This is a genomic window from Kluyvera sp. STS39-E (genome assembly GCF_040932435.1).
Taxonomy (GTDB): domain Bacteria; phylum Pseudomonadota; class Gammaproteobacteria; order Enterobacterales; family Enterobacteriaceae; genus Kluyvera.
This window is the reverse complement of sequence record NZ_JBFQGA010000005.1, coordinates 21,807-40,997: the sequence shown is the minus strand read 5'-3', so window position 1 is coordinate 40,997 and position 19,191 is coordinate 21,807. Positions and strand designations below refer to the sequence as shown.

Below are 19,191 nucleotides of genomic sequence, written 5' to 3'. Positions count from 1 at the left end.
CCGGGATGTTTCCCGGTTTTTTATTTTCTATATAAATAAATCTATATTTACTCTACCGCTGCCGCATCACCACAACCACCAATTATTTTAGAAATAGAAATAGCTGGATGTAATAAATAATCGTATGAGCAGCTTTTGTTTTTGTTCTGTACGCTACCGGTACAGGCGGTCATGGTGGAGACTGCCAGCAGCAATGCCGCAACTTTAAGCATGTTTTTCATTCTATAATCCCTATAAGTTAAATGACTCTATGTATGCATAATTCCATATGCTTCGAAAACACGTTTGAATTAGGCCGTGTGTATATAACGCGAAATGCAAATAGTATGTCAATTAACTTAATCGTGTAATTAACTAAATAAAGGATTAAGAATAACTAATTAGTGAGGGGGATAGATGTAACGTGATATAAAAAGGGCGCTATCCGAAGCGGTATCGCGCCCAATTAGCTTAATGAGTTGAGAACCAGTTTAGCTTATCGCGCAACCCCACCACGCGACCGACGATAATCAGCGCAGGGCTTGCCATCTGCTGCGCCAGCTCGCCGAGTTGGGTAAGCTTGCCGTCAACGACGCGTTGGTTAATGGCGGTACCGTTCTCGACGATAGCCACCGGCATATCGGCCTGCATACCATGCTCAATCAGCTTTTGCTGGATGGTGGCGGCCTGATTCAGCCCCATGTAGAACACCAGCGTCTGCTTCTCTGCAGCCAAGTTTTCCCAGTCCAACTCGCCGCCGGTTTTCAGGTGCCCGGTGACCAAGCGCACGCTTTGGGCGTAATCGCGGTGGGTCAGCGGAATACCGGAGTAAGCGGAACAACCGGATGCAGCGGTAATCCCTGGGACAACAGAGAAGGGAATTCCGGCATGGCACAGAGTTTCCAACTCCTCACCGCCGCGGCCAAAGATAAACGGGTCACCCCCTTTCAGGCGCACCACGCGTTTGCCTTGCTGGGCTTCGCGCAGCAGGATCTGGTTAATCTCTTCCTGCGGTACGCAGTGGTAGCCTGCGCGTTTACCCACGAACACACGGTCCGCGTCGCGGCGAACCAGATTCATAATGTCGTCGGAGACTAGGCGATCGTAAACAACCACATCTGCCTGTTGGATCTGCTGTAGGCCTTTTAGCGTCAGCAGCCCGGCATCACCCGGACCGGCACCCACCAGCACAACTTCGCCACGGTGGTCCAGCGGGGCATTCAGTAGCTGTTCTGTGGTGTCATCAATAGCTTGCTGGTCTTGGTTTGCCAACGATTGCGCCAATCGGTCATTCTCAAACAGCTTTTCCCAGAAACGACGGCGCTCGCCCATCGTGGCGAACTGTTTTTTCACCCGTGAGCGCAGTTGCCCTGCATAGGCGGCAACCTGTCCCAGATGCTGTGGCAGTAGCGCTTCCAGTTTCTCGCGCAACAGGCGCGCCAGAACCGGGGAGGTGCCGCCGGAGGAGACAGCAACCATCAGCGGTGAGCGGTCGATGATTGATGGCATGATAAAGCTTGCTGCTTTAGGCGCATCGACCACGTTACAGAAGATGCGCCGCGCTTCCGCTGCATCGCTGACCTGCTGATTCACCGCGTCATCATCGGTTGCGGCAATCGCCAGCCAGCATGGGTCGAGCAGCGCGGTTTGGAAATCACCCTGTACCAACGTCAGCATGCCAGCCTCAGCCCAGACGTGGAACTGTGGAACGTAATCCCGTGCGTTTACCGTTAGGCGAGCGCCCGCGTCTAGCAGCAGACGCGCTTTGCGTTCGGCAACATCACCGCCGCCGACCAACAAACAGTCGCGATCGCGTAGCTGGCAAAAGATGGGTAAGTGATCCAAGGGGCAACCTCACGGAATAGATAAATGCGGGGGACGAATAATGCGGGTAAGGATAACAGCAGTCATCGTATGGGATACACGATTTTTCCTGCTGTTACCCCTTAAAGGTCATAAGTTTTAGCTATTACTTATGCCCAAAACGATCAGGCTTTCAGCTGTACCTGGCCGTCCTTAACGCGAACGTCATAATGGGCGATGGAGTGACTTTCGTCTTCCATACACAGACCATCACGCAGGCGGAAGCGCTGCTTTTTCAGCGGGCTTGCCACCCATAGTTCGCCCTGATGTTCGGCAATCAGGCCACGCGACAGCACGCTCGACTCAAAGAACGGGTCGATGTTGCTGATAGCGAAGACCTGGTTGTCGGCATACGGACGGAACACGGCAACCTGCTGGTTGCCCAACAATGCGCAAACGCCCGTTGCTGGCAGGATAGCGTCAATGTTGCAGATATTTACCCACTGGCTCATGCGTTTTCCTCCACCAGAGTAACCGGAATGCGTTCATACGGCGTTGCAGGGCGGTGCTGGGCACGCTCGGCAACGACCTGCACGTTCGGGTCACGCTGTGCGCTGTTGATAAAGTGTTTGAAACGAACCTGAGCGGCCGGGTCGTTAACGGTTTCAGTCCATTCACAGGCGAAGGCATCACGCAGACGGGCGATCTCTTCTTCCAGATGCTGATTCAGGCCCAGCTTGTCGTCGATGATCACGGAACGCAGGTAGTCGATACCGCCTTCCAGGTTATCCAGCCACGGCGCGGTGCGCGTCAGTTTATCGGCGGTGCGGATGTAGAACATCATAAAGCGGTCGAGGTACTTGAGCAGCGTTTCACGGTCGAGGTCAGCGGCCAGCAGATCGGCATGACGTGGCTTCATACCGCCGTTACCGCACACGTACAGGTTCCAGCCTTTCTCGGTGGCGATGATGCCAACATCTTTACCCTGTGCTTCCGCACATTCACGGGTACAGCCGGAGACGCCAAACTTCATCTTATGCGGCGTACGAATGCCTTTGTAGCGGTTTTCCAGCTCGACGCCGAAGCCCACGCTGTCACCCACGCCATAACGGCACCAGGTGCTGCCTACGCAGGTTTTCGCCATACGCAGTGCTTTGGCGTAGGCATGACCGGTTTCGAAGCCCGCTTCAATCAGCTGACGCCAGATTTCCGGCAGGTCATCTTTCTGCGCGCCGAACAGGCCGATACGCTGAGAACCGGTGATTTTGGTGTACAGATTAAACTCACGGGCGATCTGGCCTACGGCAACCAGACCTTCAGGGGTGATTTCACCGCCCGCAGAACGTGGGATAACCGAGTAGGTCCCGTCTTTCTGGATGTTCGCCAGGAAGTTGTCGTTGGTATCTTGCAGCGGCGTATGCTGCGGCTTCAGGATGAATTCGTTCCAGCAGGATGCCAGCAGCGAACCGACTGTTGGTTTACAGACTTCGCAACCGTAGCCTTTGCCGTATTTTGCCAGCAGCTCATCGAAGGTTTTGATGCCTTCGACGCGGATCAGATGATACAGCTCCTGACGGGTAAAGGCGAAGTGTTCACACAGGCTGTGGTTCACCTCAATGCCCTGTTTCGCCAGTTCGGCGTTAAGCACCTGGGTGACCAGCGGGATACAGCCACCGCAGCCGGTACCGGCCTTGGTTTCCGCTTTCAGCGCCGCCACGGTGTGGCAACCTTTGTTGATAGCGGCAACCAGTGCGCCTTTGGTGACGTCAAAGCAAGAACAAATCTGTGCGCTATCCGGCAGCTTATCGACACCGATGGACGGTTTGCCACTGCTGGCGTGCGCTGGCAGGATGAGCGCATCTGGGTTTTCCGGCAGCTCGATTGCGTTCAGCGCCAACTGCAGCAGGTTGCCGTAGTCGCTGGTGTCGCCGACCAGCACCGCGCCGAGCAGCGTTTTGTTGTCTGGGCTGACGATAAGGCGTTTGTAGACTTCTTTGTTTTCATCAAGATAAACATAGCTGCGCGCACCCGGCGTACGACCGTGGGCGTCGCCAATGCCACCGACATCAACGCCCAGCAGCTTCAGCTTGGCGCTCATATCTGCGCCCTGGAAGCTGTTTTCGCTACCGAGGATATGGTCAACGGCAACCTGCGCCATTTTGTAGCCCGGTGCAACTAGGCCGTAAACGCGGTTTTTCCAGCTGGCGCATTCGCCGATAGCGTAGATATCCGGGTCAGAAGTCTGGCAGGCATCGTTAATCATGATGCCGCCGCGCTGAGCAACGTCCAGACCGCATTGGGTTGCCAGCTTATCGCGTGGGCGAATACCGGTGGAGAAGACGATAAAGTCGACTTCCAGCTGGCTACCGTCGGCGAAGCGCATGGTTTTACGTGCGTTCTCACCTTCCTGCACGATCTCTTTGGTGTTCTTGTTGGTGTGAACTTTCACACCCATGCTCTCGATTTTGCGTTTGAGCTGTTCACCGCCCATCTGATCAAGCTGTTCAGCCATCAGCATTGGGGCAAATTCAATAACGTGCGTTTCGATGCCGAGGTTTTTCAGCGCGCCTGCTGCTTCCAGACCCAGCAGACCGCCACCGACCACCGCGCCACGCTTGCTACGTCGCGCGCAGTTTTCAATGGCGTTGAGATCTTCAATTGTACGGTAGACGAAGCAGTCCTGAGTTTCGGCGCCTTTGATTGATGGGATCCATGGATAAGATCCGGTCGCCATGATCAGCTTGTCATAAAAGACGGTACGGCCTGCGCTTGAGTGAATCACCTTTTCTTTGCGGTTGATGGTGATAGCGCGTTCGCCGACCAGAACCTTCACACCGTGCTTCTCATAGAAGCCTTCACGGACCAGCGACAGCTCTTCGGCTGTATGGTGAGAGAAGTAAGATGAAAGGTGGACGCGGTCGTAGGCGATGCGGGGTTCTTCACAGAAGACGGTAATATCGAATTGGCTTGCGTCGGCTTTATCGAGAATATCCTCAATAAAACGGTGGCCGACCATGCCATTACCGATAATTGCGAGTCTGACTTTGCTCATTTTTGCCTCGATTTCTATTCTAATACTGCCTACCTTAACGATTCAGCTATTGCGATTATTGATTCAAATCAATTTAGCCTTTGCCTACCCCTTAATGAGTAGAGTGATGATTTTTAAGTGGTTTTGTAAGTTGCGGAAAATACTCAACTTTATGGGTTGTTTGTTTTTTGTACAAAATGAGCAAATAAACGGCGAGTGGACACTTGAGGAGATAAGAGGCAAGAACGCCCCTTCTCATGACGAAAAGGGGCGGGGCGGATTAGTGAGAGGCAGACGCCGCGTTTTGGCGGTGACGGCTCACGAAGCCGAGGATAATGCACATGATGAACACCACGGCGTACAGCGCGTTAGCGGTGGTCAGCGCGGCCAGCGGACCACTGTTGGCAACAATCGGACCAGTGACCACGAAGGTCAGCATGGTGCCAATGGTGCCGCAGGTCAGGACAAAGTTAACCAGTTTTGGGGAGGCAACTTTGGTTTGCAGCGAACCCAGCGTAATGATGGAGGTATAGATGGCGCTGGAGAAGAAGCCCAGAGTCAGAATAAACCACGCCAGATGCTGCGGTTCACCGTGATTGAACAGATACATCATCACGGTGGCAATACCCGCCAGCACCGTCAGGATGCGCTGCAGATCGAAGAAGCGCAGAATGAAGCTGAAAGCCCACATGCCGAACATATAAGACATCCAGAAGTCGCTGACCAGCTTGCCGGCATCGTTCAGGCTCATGCCCAGACCTTTCGCGTACTCAGGGACCCAAGAGATGAAGCCTAACTGACCCAGGATGTAGCACAGTGCGGCGATGGACAGGAACAGTACGCCGATCCCCCATTTTTCTTTCACCACCGGTTGGTCTTCCTGTTGTCCTTTCTTGCCCAATACCGGGAAGTCACAGCCGAAGGTCAGAATGAAGATCGCCACGTAGATGAGGCCGATGCAGGCATATACCCAGTACCATTCAATGGTACGCGCCAGCAGCCAAGCGGCCAGCATCGGGAAGATCATCCCCGCCATGCTAAAGAAGGAGTCGGTAAACAGCAGGCGCGCGCCACGCTGACGGCCTTCATACATGTGAGTGATAAGGAAAGTACCAATAGACATGGTAATACCACTCACCAAGCCCAGAACGAACATGGCGGCGGAGAAGAGCGCCAGGCTATGGCTGGTCATCAGCCCAGCAACGGCAAGTAGCATAAGGATAAAGCCAAAACGCAGCTGGGTTTTCAGCGGCACAATTTCCATCAGCCAGGCATTAAGGAAAATTGAGATCAGGATCCCTGCGTTCAGGAAGGTAAAGGTGTTACTCATGCTGGAAACAGGGAGATTGAAGTAATCGGCAATATTGCCCATCACCATCCCGGTAACGATCACCAGTGCGCCGGTTAGGGCGTAGGAGAAGAAGCTAATCCATGTGAGCTTGATACGGTTGCTGTTAGTCATGACTGGCCTGTGAATAGTTGTGTAAAGCGCATTGACTCTGCGCTGAGCGGGCAGATTTTATTCACTGTGGTGATGTATTCATAGTTTTATTACGCAAACGATGACGCATTACAGTTTTCAATGTGATCCAGATCACAAAACATGGCGTGACGATCATTACCTTGATCATTATAAGCGTTACATCCACGTAAACTTTGGTAAAGCACTGGCCTGGGGCGCTAAGCCTCTTTAGAATCAATCCACTTGCTACCTCTACTGCACTCGTTAAAGGAATTCTCATGCTCAAATCAACACTGGCGGCCGTGGCGGCTGTTTTCGCTCTCTCCACCATGGCTCCTGCAGCGCTCGCTGCGACCAACAATCCTCACGTGCTGCTGACCACTTCGGCTGGCAACATTGAGCTGCAGCTGGATAGCCAGAAAGCACCGGTTTCGGTTGAGAACTTCCTGAAATACGTCAACAGTGGTTTTTACAATAACACCACCTTCCACCGCGTGATCCCGGGCTTTATGGTTCAGGGCGGCGGCTTTAACGAGCAGATGCAGCAAAAGCAGCCTAACCCACCGATCAAAAACGAAGCGGATAACGGCCTGCGCAATACCCGTGGCACCATCGCGATGGCGCGTACTGCAGATAAGGATAGCGCAACCAGCCAGTTCTTTATCAACGTAGCAGACAACGCCTTCTTGGATCACGGCCAGCGTGATTTTGGTTATGCGGTGTTCGGTAAAGTGGTGAAAGGGATGGACGTGGCGGACAAAATTTCCCAGGTGCCGAGCCATAATGTAGGGCCGTACCAGAATGTGCCATCTAAGCCAATTGTCATCCTGTCTGCCAAAGTGCTGCCGTAAGAGATTCAGAGCGGCGTCGGCATGAGGCTGCCGCTCTTATCGCTAAAGCAGTAAGCACCCGGTAGAATGGCGGCAGATAAATGACCGGAGCCGCCATGATCCTGCTGATTGATAACTACGATTCTTTTACTTGGAACCTCTACCAGTATTTTTGTGAATTAGGGGCCAGCGTAACGGTCAGACGTAATGACGACATCACCCCTGATGAAATCGCTCAGCTTGCTCCGGACAACATCGTTATCTCTCCAGGCCCCTGTACGCCGGATGAAGCCGGTATCTCCCTCGATGTCATTCGCCGCTATGCCGGTGAAATTCCCATTCTTGGCGTCTGCTTAGGCCATCAGGCTATCGCTCAGGCATTTGGCGCGCGAATTGTTCGTGCGGCGAAGGTCATGCATGGCAAAACCTCACAGATTACCCATCAGCAGCAAGGGGTATTTCGTGGACTGAATAACCCGCTGACTGTCACCCGCTACCACTCGTTGTTGATTGACCCCGATACGTTGCCCGACTGTTTTGATATCACCGCACGCAGCGAAGCGGGAGAAATCATGGGTATTCGCCATCGTGAGTACGCATTAGAAGGCGTGCAGTTCCATCCAGAAAGTATTCTCAGCGAGCAGGGTCACGAACTTTTGGCCAATTTTCTCCAGCGATAGTAGTTGCCATGATGTGATTTTTTATGCATATTTTGTGTATATATTCTCACAATCATTGCTTCATCGTTTGAAGAAGGGCATGACATGGAAACCAAACAACCTGCAATCACCCGCGCGACCTTCGATCAGGTCATTTTGCCAATCTATGCACCAGCGGAATTTATTCCGGTAAAGGGCAAAGGAAGCCGCGTGTGGGATCAGCAAGGCAAAGAGTACGTGGATTTTGCCGGTGGTATTGCGGTGACGGCGCTGGGCCATTGCCATCCCGCGCTGGTTGAAGCATTGAAAACCCAGGGCGAGACGTTGTGGCATACCAGTAACGTGTTCACCAACGAGCCAGCGCTGCGCTTGGGCCAGAAGCTTGTGGACGCCACCTTCGCCGAGCGTGTGGTGTTTATGAACTCCGGCACCGAAGCCAACGAAACCGCCTTCAAGCTGGCGCGTTATTACGCCTCGACTCGTCATAGCCCGTACAAAACTAAGATCATCGCTTTCCATAACGCCTTCCACGGGCGCTCACTGTTTACCGTCTCCGTTGGCGGCCAGCCGAAGTACTCCGACGGCTTTGGTCCAAAACCTGCCGACATAATCCACGTGCCGTTCAATGATTTGCATGCGGTAGAAGCGGTGATGGACGATCACACCTGCGCCATTGTGGTTGAGCCAATCCAAGGCGAAGGCGGCGTGCTGGCGGCAACCCCGGAATTCTTGCAGGGGCTACGCGCGTTGTGTGATAAGCATCAGGCGCTACTGGTATTTGATGAAGTACAAAGCGGGATGGGGCGTACCGGTTCACTGTTTGCTTATATGCATTACGGCGTGACGCCGGACATTCTGACCAGCGCTAAAGCGCTGGGTGGCGGATTTCCAGTGAGCGTTGTGTTAACCACTGAAGATATCGCCAGCGCGTTCCACGTCGGTTCACATGGCTCAACCTACGGCGGTAACCCGCTGGCCTGTGCCGTCGCCGGTGCGGCGTTTGATATTATCAATACGTCGGAAGTACTCAACGGCGTAAGCGCTAGACGTGAACGCTTTGTTCAGCATTTGCAGCAAATTAATGCGAAGTGCGATGTTTTCAGCGATGTACGTGGCATGGGGCTGCTGATTGGCGCGGAACTCAATGCGAAGTACAAAGGCCGGGCACGTGATTTCCTGTATGCAGCGGCTGAGATCGGCGTCATGGTACTTAATGCCGGGCCGGATGTGATGCGATTTGCGCCATCGCTGGTGGTGGAAGAGGCCGATATTGACGAAGGGATGCAACGCTTCGCTCAGGCGGTAGCGCAGGTGGTCAGAAACTATTGAGTTTTTATCATGGATGTTTGAGTAATATGATGGTCCAGAAATGGTTATATTTGTGAAAACTTATCGCTTCCGGACCATCATGTAAAAACAATATACAATGTCAGCGGGTTTTTGAACGCTAACGATAGTTCAGCGTATACACAGCTCTGGCTGTTATAACACCAGGGTTTAAGGAAGCGCCGCCCTTAAAATAATAATAGGCTGTATAAGACAGAGACTCCTGCACAGCAGAGTCATTTACGACGGTAGTGGTTGCTCCTAGTATCACGGGTTTCAGGGGGTCATTGTTGAATAAAATCTGAAACCCAACATTATTAACGCCACTTTCCGTATTGGCGAGCACAGTATTAGCTGGTGTGCTTCCTGACATTGCAGTGCCATCAAATTTCATCTCGACTATCGTATGAATATCGCAGGCTAAATCAATATGGAAAGCTTGTGATTCACTAGAGTAACGCCCCGTCCCGTGAGACTGCATATTTGTGGCTGAGACCGCAGGCAACGTGATGCTCTGATCGCTCTCGCTTGTCACCGTACAGGTATGTGCGGGAACGACGAGCGGTGCTGACAATTTATAGGTAAAATTGTATCGATACCTGTTGCCGCACCAACCGCCGCATACTGTTGAACGCTGATCCTGGTTTAGCACAGCGACTACCGTCCCAGTGGGAAGGCTGAATCCCCCCATTCCGGGAGTATAACTCTCTCGCTTTAATGTAATGGTTACCGGGGCGGCGCGTGTTGTCTCAGTTTTGCCTGCCCTACAATTTGTAGCTGGCCATGTGCAATATTGATTTCCGTTCGGCAGCTTAATCGGCGCGTCAATGTCGTCTCCTCCGGCAATTTTTAGATGCGTTACTTCATAGCCCTTTAAGACTCCGCTGACCGTTGGCGCACCGTATACACGCAACCCATCGTTATAATTGGCTTTCCCGTCACACGAAATAGTTGAAGGCGTTAGGATAATATCTGGATATGGTGCGCCATTTGATGATGGCGTCAGTGTAGCCTTGGCTGATACAATACCACCAGCGCACTCAAACGCATGAGCAAGATTAGGCGAAATAACCCCATATCCTATTCCCAGTAATAATAGATAAGATAGGGGGGCTAACTTTTTGAGCCACTGTGCTTCGGGCAGGCTTATTCGCTTCAATAATATTGTTCTATTGTCATACCACCGCATAATATTTTTCCTCTTTACCCGTCAAATCACTAATGATTATTAGCCATTGTCGTGTTCGTATCACCGAGTAGTCGGGGGGACGCTGGCATCTGACATGGTGCATTAAATTGTTGTAGGTACTTTCTTGCTGATTCATTAGCGGAGGCAGGCATTAATATATAGCTGACTTGGCAGCGAGAACTCAGATCGCTTCCCCATTTGACCAGCAATATGCCTTTTTGGTTGGATACGCGTGCGTAAATTATGCCACCCTGCGTAACTGCGCCGACGTAATTACCTGCTTCATCAAATACCTCCGCACCAAATGGAACTGGCTCGCCATCAAACTGCGATGTAATCAACACCGGAGTACCTGAGCGAGTGGGAAAGATAACTTTGACAACCGCGCCTGCGCGAGGCACGACTTTTTGTGACGTATTTTCAAATTCAACGTCCAGCGAAGATCCTTGTGGATCAATGGTGACTTCGTTGTTCTGATACGCATTCAGGGTAGGGAATAAGGCATAGCCAAAGGAATCAACTTTTGCGGCGTTGTATGAGCTGATTTTCGCCCCTTCTGCACCTTTCGCTTCTATTAGCGCAAAGCTATCTCCGGTATAAGGAGATAATGTTATGCCGCCCGAATGGGCAACTAGCGAACCTGACATCCCCATAGAAGCACTATGATACCCGTTGCCTGTGCTGTAGCTTCCGCTGACAGACGCCATGCTTCCCAGCCAGGAGCCGCTGATGCTACCAGCGCTTCCTGCATGACTATCATTGCTGGCGTTGAGGTTATAGCCGTATTTATCCTGTTCGCCCAATGAACCAGAAAGCGCCACTTGCTCACTGCTGGCACCATCAGTGTCATGGTTATAGTGAACGCTGACGGTGGGCTGGTTTTTCTGCACCATCCAGAGTGGAAAGGAGATATTCAGGGAGTAGCTTGTTTGTGCTTCACCGTAAGCGCTCTGGCTACGGTTAACACTGAAATCGTAGCTAGCGATGCCATAGCTGTTGGAATAACCAAACTGATACTGTTTGTGACGAGCTGAGGAATTCCAGTAATTTTCCATTGAGGCACTGGCGTAAAAACTACCCCAGCTATCATTAATATCCTGATTAATTGTCACGGAAAAACGATTTTTGGAGCGTTGGATAGCGTTGATATTATCACTTGTTTTCGCCGCGTTTCTGGTTTGCATCGCCGTCATATAGTCCAGATAATTCCGGCTGGAAAAACGATAGGCGGCTAGGGTGATATTGCTCTGAGTTTCAGTAATATATTTACTGTAGTTTATGCGGTAACTCTGACCGGATAGATTCCCGCCAGCATTTGATCCAAGCTGGGTATAAGCTTGTGTGATATCAGCGCCGAATGCTCCCCATCTCGTACCTACGGCTGTGCCCAGTAGTATTGCCCGGTAATATTGACTCAACTGCCCACCGGTGTACCCGGTGAATGTATTCGTCAATCCGCGTTGATAAGTGGCTTCATATAATACGGGTTCATCGGATAATGTATTATCACGTAGTTTCCCTACCGTGACACTATACTGTTGTGCACCAGGGCGTAATAGCTGTGCGACAGAAGCATAAGGTATGGTGAAGTTCTGTTGTGAGCCATCTGCCTCCTGGATAGAAACATCCAAATTTCCGCCATAGCCAGAGGGATATAAATCATTAATAACAAATGCGCCAGGGGTGACAGTTGTTTCATAAATCACCTGCCCTTGTTGTTTAATAATGACTTTGGCATTTGTTTTTGCTATGCCTCGGATTTCTGGTGCGTATCCTCGCTGGGATTCTGGCAGCATTCTGTCATCGCTGGCAAGCTGCACACCAGTAAATTGTATTGAATCAAAAAGTTGCCCGCTAGTATTTGATTGGCCGACAATCATTCGTCCTCGTAGAAAACTAACGTCATGTTGCAGATATGAATTAATGGTGTTGTAGTGTCCGCCGTTATCTTTTTCCCAGTTATATGATCCGTTATGCCGGAAGTACCAGGACCCAATGTTCATGCCACCATTTAATGACGAGTAAAGAGATCGTGAAGTATTATTATTGTAATGTGAATCATAGATATTGGTGTAATGACTCAGCATGGCAGCAGGAATACCCTCATCCCATAATTTAGGGTTTACCATTCCTCGTGGTTGGGTATCAACGTAAATTTGCGGGACGTCAATGCTTAGTTGCTGTAAGTTGCTGTCAAAAGTTATTTGTGTTTCAGGCATTAAATATTGCAAATTAATGCAGGATGTATCAGGTAAAAGAGCATTTCTGACATTGGAGGGAAGTTGCTCAGGCTTAAAGTTAATTAATTTAATAATTTCAAGTGTTAGACATGGATAAACCGAGTTATCTTCTGCTATTTTGAATTCTACGACATCATAGCTAGCGTGTTTTTTATTGATAACAATACTTGATTTATATTTCCCTGGTGATGCATTGGCACCATTAGCAAACCGTGATAAATCAATGTTGTTATTACCATCGCGCAAAAAACCTTCATTGAATTTAACATTTTTAGCGATTGGTGGCATATTTTCTGCCGCAAGAAGCTGAAGGGAAGTACATAAAATTCCCGCCAGAGAATATTTAAAATTCCTTTTTAGAAAGAACATTAGTGGCTCCAGAATGACAAAAACTATTTTTTCCCTGCTTTATATGTTGTCACGCCACCATAGTCATTAATTGCAGTATAGCTTAGTTTATGAATGTCATTGGTAGTTGAAATATTTTTAAATCGATATTTTTGTGTTTCACCTGGCGCAATCATTTTCCCTTCTGTCTCATGAGACTTACCATTTTCATGGTAAGTCACGACACCTAAAGAAACATAGTAAGATGTTGGGTTAAGTACCTGCACGGCTCCGTTATTGTGTGCTGTCCATTGTAGTAATTCAGGCGCGCGATTGGCATCACCCTTTAGCGTTTCAGGACGGTAAAATAGTTTTATTCTGGTTCGGAATGCTATATCCAAATGGCTGGCATTATCTGTGCCTTGTTGCACAGCTGCAATTTCCAGTACATTCAGCCAAAATACTGATTCTTTATCTAATGGCAATGCTGGCGTACCCAGATAACTAATGCGTAAAGCTTGTCCTCTACCCGGATCAACTCTATTGATGGGGGGAGTTACCAAAAATGGCATAGCCATTTTTCCAGAGGATATTTTATCATCACCGGCATCAATCCAGTTTTGAATCAATACCGGGGCATCTCCTTTGTTGATTAAGTTTACCGTTACTTCATTTTTTTGTGATGGATAAATAACTCGCGTACCATTAATACTTATCGCGGCATGAGAATTAGCGATCCATAAAATGCTAGTGTACAGCATCATTTTTATATATTTGATGCTGTTTTTTTTAAATTTGTTTAGCTCGGGTAATTTAGGTTGTGAATTTAACATGCCATTCATATTTATTTATACATTAAATTGTAAACTACTTTTCCAACGACAGGGCCAGCAGTAACAACATTGCCAGCAACCGCTTTTTTATATTCCACGTAATAAATCAAAGTGGCATTACCACTGGCATCCCAGGCTGTAAAGGTGGTTCCACCTGTAGCGGATTGATCTTGGTAACCCACTTTAATTGGATTTCCATTTTTACCATCGAGTAGCTGTAACTTCACATTATCGGCAGGTGTCGGTGTAGCGGGTGCTACGTTATTCAGTAAACCAGTTGTAGGATCAATGTTAATAGCATCAGGTTCAAAAAATGCTGCTACAGTTTTCTCTACCGTGCCCAAACAATCTTTAGCATCAATATTGAATTGTGTTCGTCCCGCCGTTTCACCCGTAAATGCGTTGGTCGATACGGTTGGTAAGGTTACAGTTCCATCAGTTTGCCCGTTAATAGTTGGTGTACAGGTGCTACTTGTAATTTTACCATTGAAAGTAATGTTATTACTTGCCTGTATGGAATTCATAGAAAGTAAACCCATTACGAGAGTCGCGCTTAGCAGTGTTTTTTTCATTGCATGACCTTTTAATAATTAATTGTAAACAATTTAATTCTTAATATTTTGACATTTAAGGCATGAAAATAGCAATGTTTCGACTTATCTACTACATGGCTATTTATTGTGTTGAGTAGTGATGATTTGATTGAAATCATTGTTGTGTGATAAAAAACAAATGAATTGGATTTTGTAATTCGCTCATGCTATGAAAAATAAGCTTATTTTTATTGTTTTTATTTTTATGTCTGCAATCGGACTTTTCGGGTGTGTAGGTGATTTCTATTAATAATTATTTGAGACTATGATGATTTTGATTTTTTTTATTTTGTGCGGGAATATATCAATTTACAAAGTGCCTTTGATTGCTTTTTACATAAGAAACATACCAGATGAATGTTTTTGCTTGTAAATATACATTCCCTTGATGATTTAATTTCCAGATGTGTCGGTTACGTTCATTCACCTACATACAGAAAGTAAATGATAATTATAATATTCAAAAAATGATGAATGTATTAAATCCGGTGCCGTGGACGCTGGCGCCAAGCCACCGACGAAATGGTGTGCATGGTGTTTAGATGTCCCAGAATACGCTGGAGATGCTGTTCCATGGTGCTTAACGGCCCGTGGGACAGCGCGTCCGGCGACTCCATAATGTTAGTCTCGCCGCTGCTCCCCGCCTCATCATACTCCAGACGCTGCTGACAGCGCTGAAGCCCAATTTCACATGACTCCAGATACTGTTGCGCCAGATTGGGCGTTAGCATTTCGTGTTCACGTGCCAGCGTGGTCATGGCGTTGATATGTTCGACGATAAACTGACTGTGGGTCACCCACAGCTTCATGTCTTCCAGATAGCGCGAGTTAAACCCCGGCTCCTGCATTGCCTGATTGAGCGTGTTGAATAGCGTGTTGTGCGCCTGATTTACGCGCATGCGTAAGTAAGCAAGCTTTGGCGCCTGCGGGTCGGGGCTTAGGATCAGACGAATCGCTTCCTGATCGGCCTCCAGTGCCGCCTGAGCGTTTTGCCTGAGCTGGCCGCTTTGCCACTGTGGCCACAACCATAGCATCCCGCCGAAGGCAATCAGGCAGCCGATGATGGTATCGATAAAGCGGGCCACGATAAATTGTTCCCCGTTGAGCGTCAGTATTTGCAGCGTATATACCGCGGTAACGGTGAATCCCACGGTCGCCCAGCCGTAGTTACGGCGAATAATCAGATAACTACCGAGGGTAATGATTAACATGCCGGAAAGCGCCAATCCCTGCGGTGTATGGAAGTGCAGAGCGATGGCGGCGATAACAAGGCCGGCGAGCGTGCCTGCCGCACGGTGGAAAATACGTACCCGCGTCGCGCCGTAGCCGTTTTGCGTGACTAGCAGGACCGTCATCAAGATCCAATATGGCTTGGGTAAATGTAGCGCTACTCCCATCAGACTGGCGATGCTGAGCATCACGCTCAGACGAGCGGCGTTGCGCAGCGCCGGTGATTTCAGCGACAGATAGCTTTTCAGCGCCGGGAACAGCGGCAGTCGACGCTCTTTATCCGCCATCAGGTTACGCGGATAGAGGGGACGTTGCCCGCGCAGTACTTTAGCAATGCGGCTGAAGTGCCAAGCGCAGAATTGTCCTACCGGGTTATCCGGGTGCTGGTGGGCAATCTTATCCAGTGCGCCTATCTGTTTTTCCATCGTGAAGCGGCTGGGATAGCGATGGTAGAGAATATCGTCCGCCAGAACACGCAGGCGGGCGGCGACGGTTTGTGCGTTCCAGCGGATCACCGCTTCAGCATGGCTACGTTCAACCAGTTTTTGCACCTCTTCTGGCTGGTGCAGGCTGACGGAGATATGTTCTTGCAAATCCAAGCCAACCTGGAAGGCGCGCAGCAGGCGCTTGTAGTCGTTATGCTGATTGGCTGCCAGCATGTGTAGCTGCTGGTAACATTGGGAAATTAAATCCACCACTTTCTGCTGACGGTTCAACAGCGGGGGCAGGGCGGTATTCGGATCGGTATGCTGGGTCAGCAGGCTATATTTGGCTTCACAGTAGTCGGCAAGCTGGCGATAAAGCAGGCTTAACGATTCGCGCAGCGGCTGTTCCCGCCACATCCAAAACCACCACCAGTTGAATAAGCCATACCATAGCGTGCCCAGCGCGTAGAGCAGCAGCGGTTGCCAGATTGGCATATTGCCCGCGAGGCTTAGGGTAAAGATTGAGGCAATGAGCGATGCCGGCAATAGTCGCCCGTGCAGTGCGCTAATCTCCGCCGTGACGCCGAGGAGCAGTGCAAGACAGGTCAGTATTAAAGGCAGCGGGATGTCACGTGCCAACAGCAACTGTACGGCAAGGCTACATCCAGCAAACAGGCAACCGCCGATGGTCAGACGCTTAAAAAAGCGTTTATGCGGCGTGTCGAGACCGGCGATATTGCAGCAGGCTGGAACCAGAGAGAACAAGAGACCTTGCTGAAGATGCCCGAAGAGAAGGCCAATGGCGACCGGCAAACATAACACCAGCGTTTGCCGCAGTGCATAGTTGACTTCCGGATGGTAAATCAGCCTGCGCCACATAAGGGATAGATAAAAACGGCATACTGTTCAGACAATATGCCGTTTATGCGGGATCAGCGGGTACCGTAAACGACAATGGTTTTGCCGTGTGCGGAGATCAGGTTTTGATCTTCCAGCATTTTCAGGATGCGGCCCACGGTTTCGCGGGAACAACCTACAATCTGACCGATTTCCTGACGGGTGATTTTAATCTGCATACCGTCTGGGTGGGTCATTGCGTCCGGCTGTTTAGCCAGATTCAGCAGGGTCTGGGCGATACGTCCGGTCACGTCCAGGAAGGCCAAGTTGCCAACTTTTTCAGAGGTGATCTGCAGACGACGAGCCATTTGCGAAGAAAGGCGCATCAGGATGTCTGGGTTAACCTGAATCAGCTGACGGAATTTTTTATAAGAGATTTCAGCAACTTCACAAGCGGTTTTTGCACGTACCCATGCGCTGCGTTCTTGGCCTTCTTCAAACAGGCCTAACTCGCCGATAAAATCGCCCTGGTTGAGGTAAGAGAGGATCATCTCTTTGCCTTCTTCGTCCTTGATGAGTACTGCCACTGAGCCTTTTACGATGTAATACAGCGTCTCTGCCTTTTCACCTTGGTGAATCAGCGTGCTCTTCGATGGGTACTTATGAATATGGCAATGAGACAAGAACCATTCGAGAGTCGGGTCTGTTTGCGGTTTGCCAAGCACCATGCGCGGTTATCCTCTGTTATAAGCTCTTCCCAGCGGCAAAAACATTGCAGCCACTGGTTGCAATAGTATCCTTCCCGTTACCTGGGAAGTCGGCTGTCGAGTCGTGCCGCAGCCTGTAATGTGATGTCCTCTGCATACTTGCAGTACGTTTATGTATTACCGTAGCATCCTGACTGTTTTAGCATAGCTTTAGCCGCGTGTCTCCTGGTGTCTCGCTTCAGCATGACGACGATCGCCTTCCATTGCGAGAATTGTTATGTACGCGTAATCTGAGAAGAAATTTGCAACCTTGGAGTTAAAAAATATGCAAGCACGTGTGAAATGGGTTGAAGGGTTAACCTTCCTCGGTGAGTCCGCTTCAGGCCACCAGATTTTGATGGATGGCAACTCCGGTGATAAAGCGCCAAGCCCAATGGAAGTCGTGCTGATGGCCGCGGGTGGCTGTAGCGCAATTGATGTCGTGTCGATTTTGCAAAAGGGTCGCTATAACGTGACCGACTGTGAAGTGAAGCTGACCTCCGAACGCCGTGAAGAAGCACCGCGCCTGTTTACTCATATCAACCTGCACTTCATTGTGACCGGCAAAGAGCTCAAAGACGCCGCGGTATCCCGCGCGGTCGATCTCTCTGCTGAAAAATACTGCTCCGTGGCGCTGATGCTGGAAAAAGCGGTGAACATTACCCACTCTTACGAAGTGATTGAAGGGTAAAGCCTTAACAAGGGCGTACGCCGCGCTACTGTTGGGTGGCGGCTGCGCCTTACCCGACCTACACGTTCCGCAATATCCTGTAGGCCTGATAAGCGAAGCGTTATCAGGCTTAAGGTTTAGTTGCGACCTTCCATCAGACGCTGCACCAGCGGCGTCATAATGAGCTCCATCGCCAGCCCCATCTTCCCGCCAGGAACCACCAGCGTGTTCATATGTGAAATGAACGAGCCCTGCAGCATAGCCAGCAGCCAGGGGTAATCGATCCCTTCTAGATTCCGGAAATGAATCACCACGAAACTTTCATCAAGGGATGGAATGCTTTTCGCGGCGAACGGGTTTGAGGTGTCGACCGTAGGAACGCGCTGGAAGTTGATATGGGTGCGGGAGAACTGCGGCGTAATGAAGTTGATGTAGTCTTCCATTGAGCGCACAACAGAATCCATTACCGCTTCGCGTGAGTGTCCACGCTCGCCGGTATCGCGGATCATCTTCTGGATCCACTCGAGGTTAACGATAGGGACCACGCCAACCAGCAGATCGACATGACGCGCGACATCATGCTGCGGTGTGACCACGCCGCCGTGCAGCCCTTCATAAAACAGCACATCGGTAGGTTCCGGCAGCGGTTGCCAGGGCGTAAAGGTTCCCGGCACCTGATTCCACGGCACCGCTTCATCGTAAGTGTGAAGATATTTACGCGATTGTCCTTTACCGTTTACGCCGTAGTCGCGAAAGGTCTGTTCTAGCAGGCCGAAGTCATTAGCATCCGGGCCGAAATAGCTGATATGGCGACCGAGGTCGCGAGCTTTACGAATCGCCATATCCATTTCCGGACGGGTATAACGGTGAAAGCTATCCCCTTCAACTTCCGCAGCCCGTAGATTGAGCTGGCCGAATATTTTACGAAACGCGAGGCTGGTGGTGGTGGTGCCCGCTCCGCTGGAGCCGGTGACGGCAATAACTGGATGTTTGGCAGACATGCGAATAACT

At 50.1% G+C, this 19,191-nt stretch carries 16 protein-coding genes; 4 read left to right on the top strand and 12 right to left on the bottom strand.

Features of this window, described 5'->3' with window-relative positions; translation table 11 throughout:
- Positions 1–47: 47 nt before the first annotated feature.
- The 5 genes from AB4K05_RS11960 to tsgA form a co-directional block, all read right to left on the bottom strand.
- Complete coding sequence (locus tag AB4K05_RS11960) at positions 48–221, bottom strand: DUF4223 family protein (RefSeq protein WP_368480193.1); 174 nt, start codon at positions 219–221, stop codon at positions 48–50.
- 229 nt (positions 222–450) lie between these two features.
- Positions 451–1,824, bottom strand: coding sequence for a siroheme synthase CysG (gene cysG, locus AB4K05_RS11955; RefSeq protein WP_368480192.1), 1,374 nt, complete (start codon positions 1,822–1,824; stop codon positions 451–453).
- Positions 1,825–1,967: 143 nt separating this feature from the next.
- A complete protein-coding gene (nirD, locus tag AB4K05_RS11950) occupies positions 1,968–2,294 on the bottom strand; it encodes a nitrite reductase small subunit NirD (protein WP_368480191.1) in 327 nt (108 codons plus the stop codon).
- A complete protein-coding gene (nirB, locus tag AB4K05_RS11945) occupies positions 2,291–4,834 on the bottom strand; it encodes a nitrite reductase large subunit NirB (protein WP_368480190.1) in 2,544 nt (847 codons plus the stop codon). The genes nirD and nirB overlap by 4 nt, the downstream gene beginning before the upstream one ends.
- Positions 4,835–5,093: 259 nt before the next feature.
- On the bottom strand, positions 5,094–6,275 hold the full coding sequence (tsgA, locus tag AB4K05_RS11940) for an MFS transporter TsgA (RefSeq protein WP_368480189.1): 1,182 nt from the start codon (positions 6,273–6,275) through the stop codon (positions 5,094–5,096).
- A gap of 278 nt (positions 6,276–6,553) precedes the next feature.
- Between tsgA and ppiA the strand changes: the two genes are divergently transcribed.
- From ppiA to AB4K05_RS11925, 3 genes are all read left to right on the top strand, one after another.
- Complete coding sequence (gene ppiA / locus AB4K05_RS11935) at positions 6,554–7,126, top strand: peptidylprolyl isomerase A (RefSeq protein ID WP_061282513.1); 573 nt, start codon at positions 6,554–6,556, stop codon at positions 7,124–7,126.
- A gap of 95 nt (positions 7,127–7,221) precedes the next feature.
- On the top strand, positions 7,222–7,785 hold the full coding sequence (gene pabA, locus AB4K05_RS11930; protein WP_368480556.1) for an aminodeoxychorismate synthase component 2: 564 nt from the start codon (positions 7,222–7,224) through the stop codon (positions 7,783–7,785).
- An 84-nt stretch (positions 7,786–7,869) separates the two neighbouring features.
- Complete coding sequence (locus tag AB4K05_RS11925) at positions 7,870–9,093, top strand: aspartate aminotransferase family protein (RefSeq protein ID WP_368480188.1); 1,224 nt, start codon at positions 7,870–7,872, stop codon at positions 9,091–9,093.
- 118 nt (positions 9,094–9,211) lie between these two features.
- Here the strand turns inward: AB4K05_RS11925 and AB4K05_RS11920 are convergent, their stop codons facing one another.
- The 6 genes from AB4K05_RS11920 to crp form a co-directional block, all read right to left on the bottom strand.
- Positions 9,212–10,279 carry a fimbrial protein gene (locus AB4K05_RS11920; RefSeq protein WP_368480187.1) on the bottom strand — a complete coding sequence of 356 codons (1,068 nt, stop codon included), beginning with the start codon at positions 10,277–10,279 and terminating at the stop codon, positions 9,212–9,214.
- A gap of 29 nt (positions 10,280–10,308) precedes the next feature.
- Positions 10,309–12,888 (bottom strand): fimbria/pilus outer membrane usher protein, encoded by a 2,580-nt coding sequence (locus tag AB4K05_RS11915; RefSeq protein ID WP_368480186.1) that lies wholly within the window; start codon positions 12,886–12,888, stop codon positions 10,309–10,311.
- Positions 12,889–12,911: 23 nt separating this feature from the next.
- Entirely contained in the window at positions 12,912–13,679 is a 768-nt protein-coding gene (locus AB4K05_RS11910; protein WP_368480185.1) for a fimbria/pilus periplasmic chaperone, read from the bottom strand.
- Between the two features lie 11 nt (positions 13,680–13,690).
- The gene (locus tag AB4K05_RS11905) at positions 13,691–14,251 is read right to left on the bottom strand and encodes a fimbrial protein (RefSeq protein WP_368480184.1); all 561 of its coding nucleotides are present in this window, start codon (positions 14,249–14,251) and stop codon (positions 13,691–13,693) included.
- 500 nt (positions 14,252–14,751) lie between these two features.
- Entirely contained in the window at positions 14,752–16,806 is a 2,055-nt protein-coding gene (locus AB4K05_RS11900; protein WP_368480183.1) for a YccS/YhfK family putative transporter, read from the bottom strand.
- 53 nt (positions 16,807–16,859) lie between these two features.
- Positions 16,860–17,492 (bottom strand): cAMP-activated global transcriptional regulator CRP, encoded by a 633-nt coding sequence (gene crp, locus AB4K05_RS11895; protein WP_039332728.1) that lies wholly within the window; start codon positions 17,490–17,492, stop codon positions 16,860–16,862.
- Positions 17,493–17,796: 304 nt separating this feature from the next.
- On the opposite strand from crp, the gene AB4K05_RS11890 reads away from it, so the two are divergent.
- Entirely contained in the window at positions 17,797–18,201 is a 405-nt protein-coding gene (locus tag AB4K05_RS11890) for an OsmC family protein (RefSeq protein ID WP_052282806.1), read from the top strand.
- A gap of 116 nt (positions 18,202–18,317) precedes the next feature.
- Here the strand turns inward: AB4K05_RS11890 and AB4K05_RS11885 are convergent, their stop codons facing one another.
- Positions 18,318–19,181: a phosphoribulokinase gene (locus AB4K05_RS11885; protein ID WP_368480182.1), complete on the bottom strand. Its 864-nt coding sequence runs from the start codon at positions 19,179–19,181 to the stop codon at positions 18,318–18,320.
- Positions 19,182–19,191 lie beyond the last annotated feature (10 nt).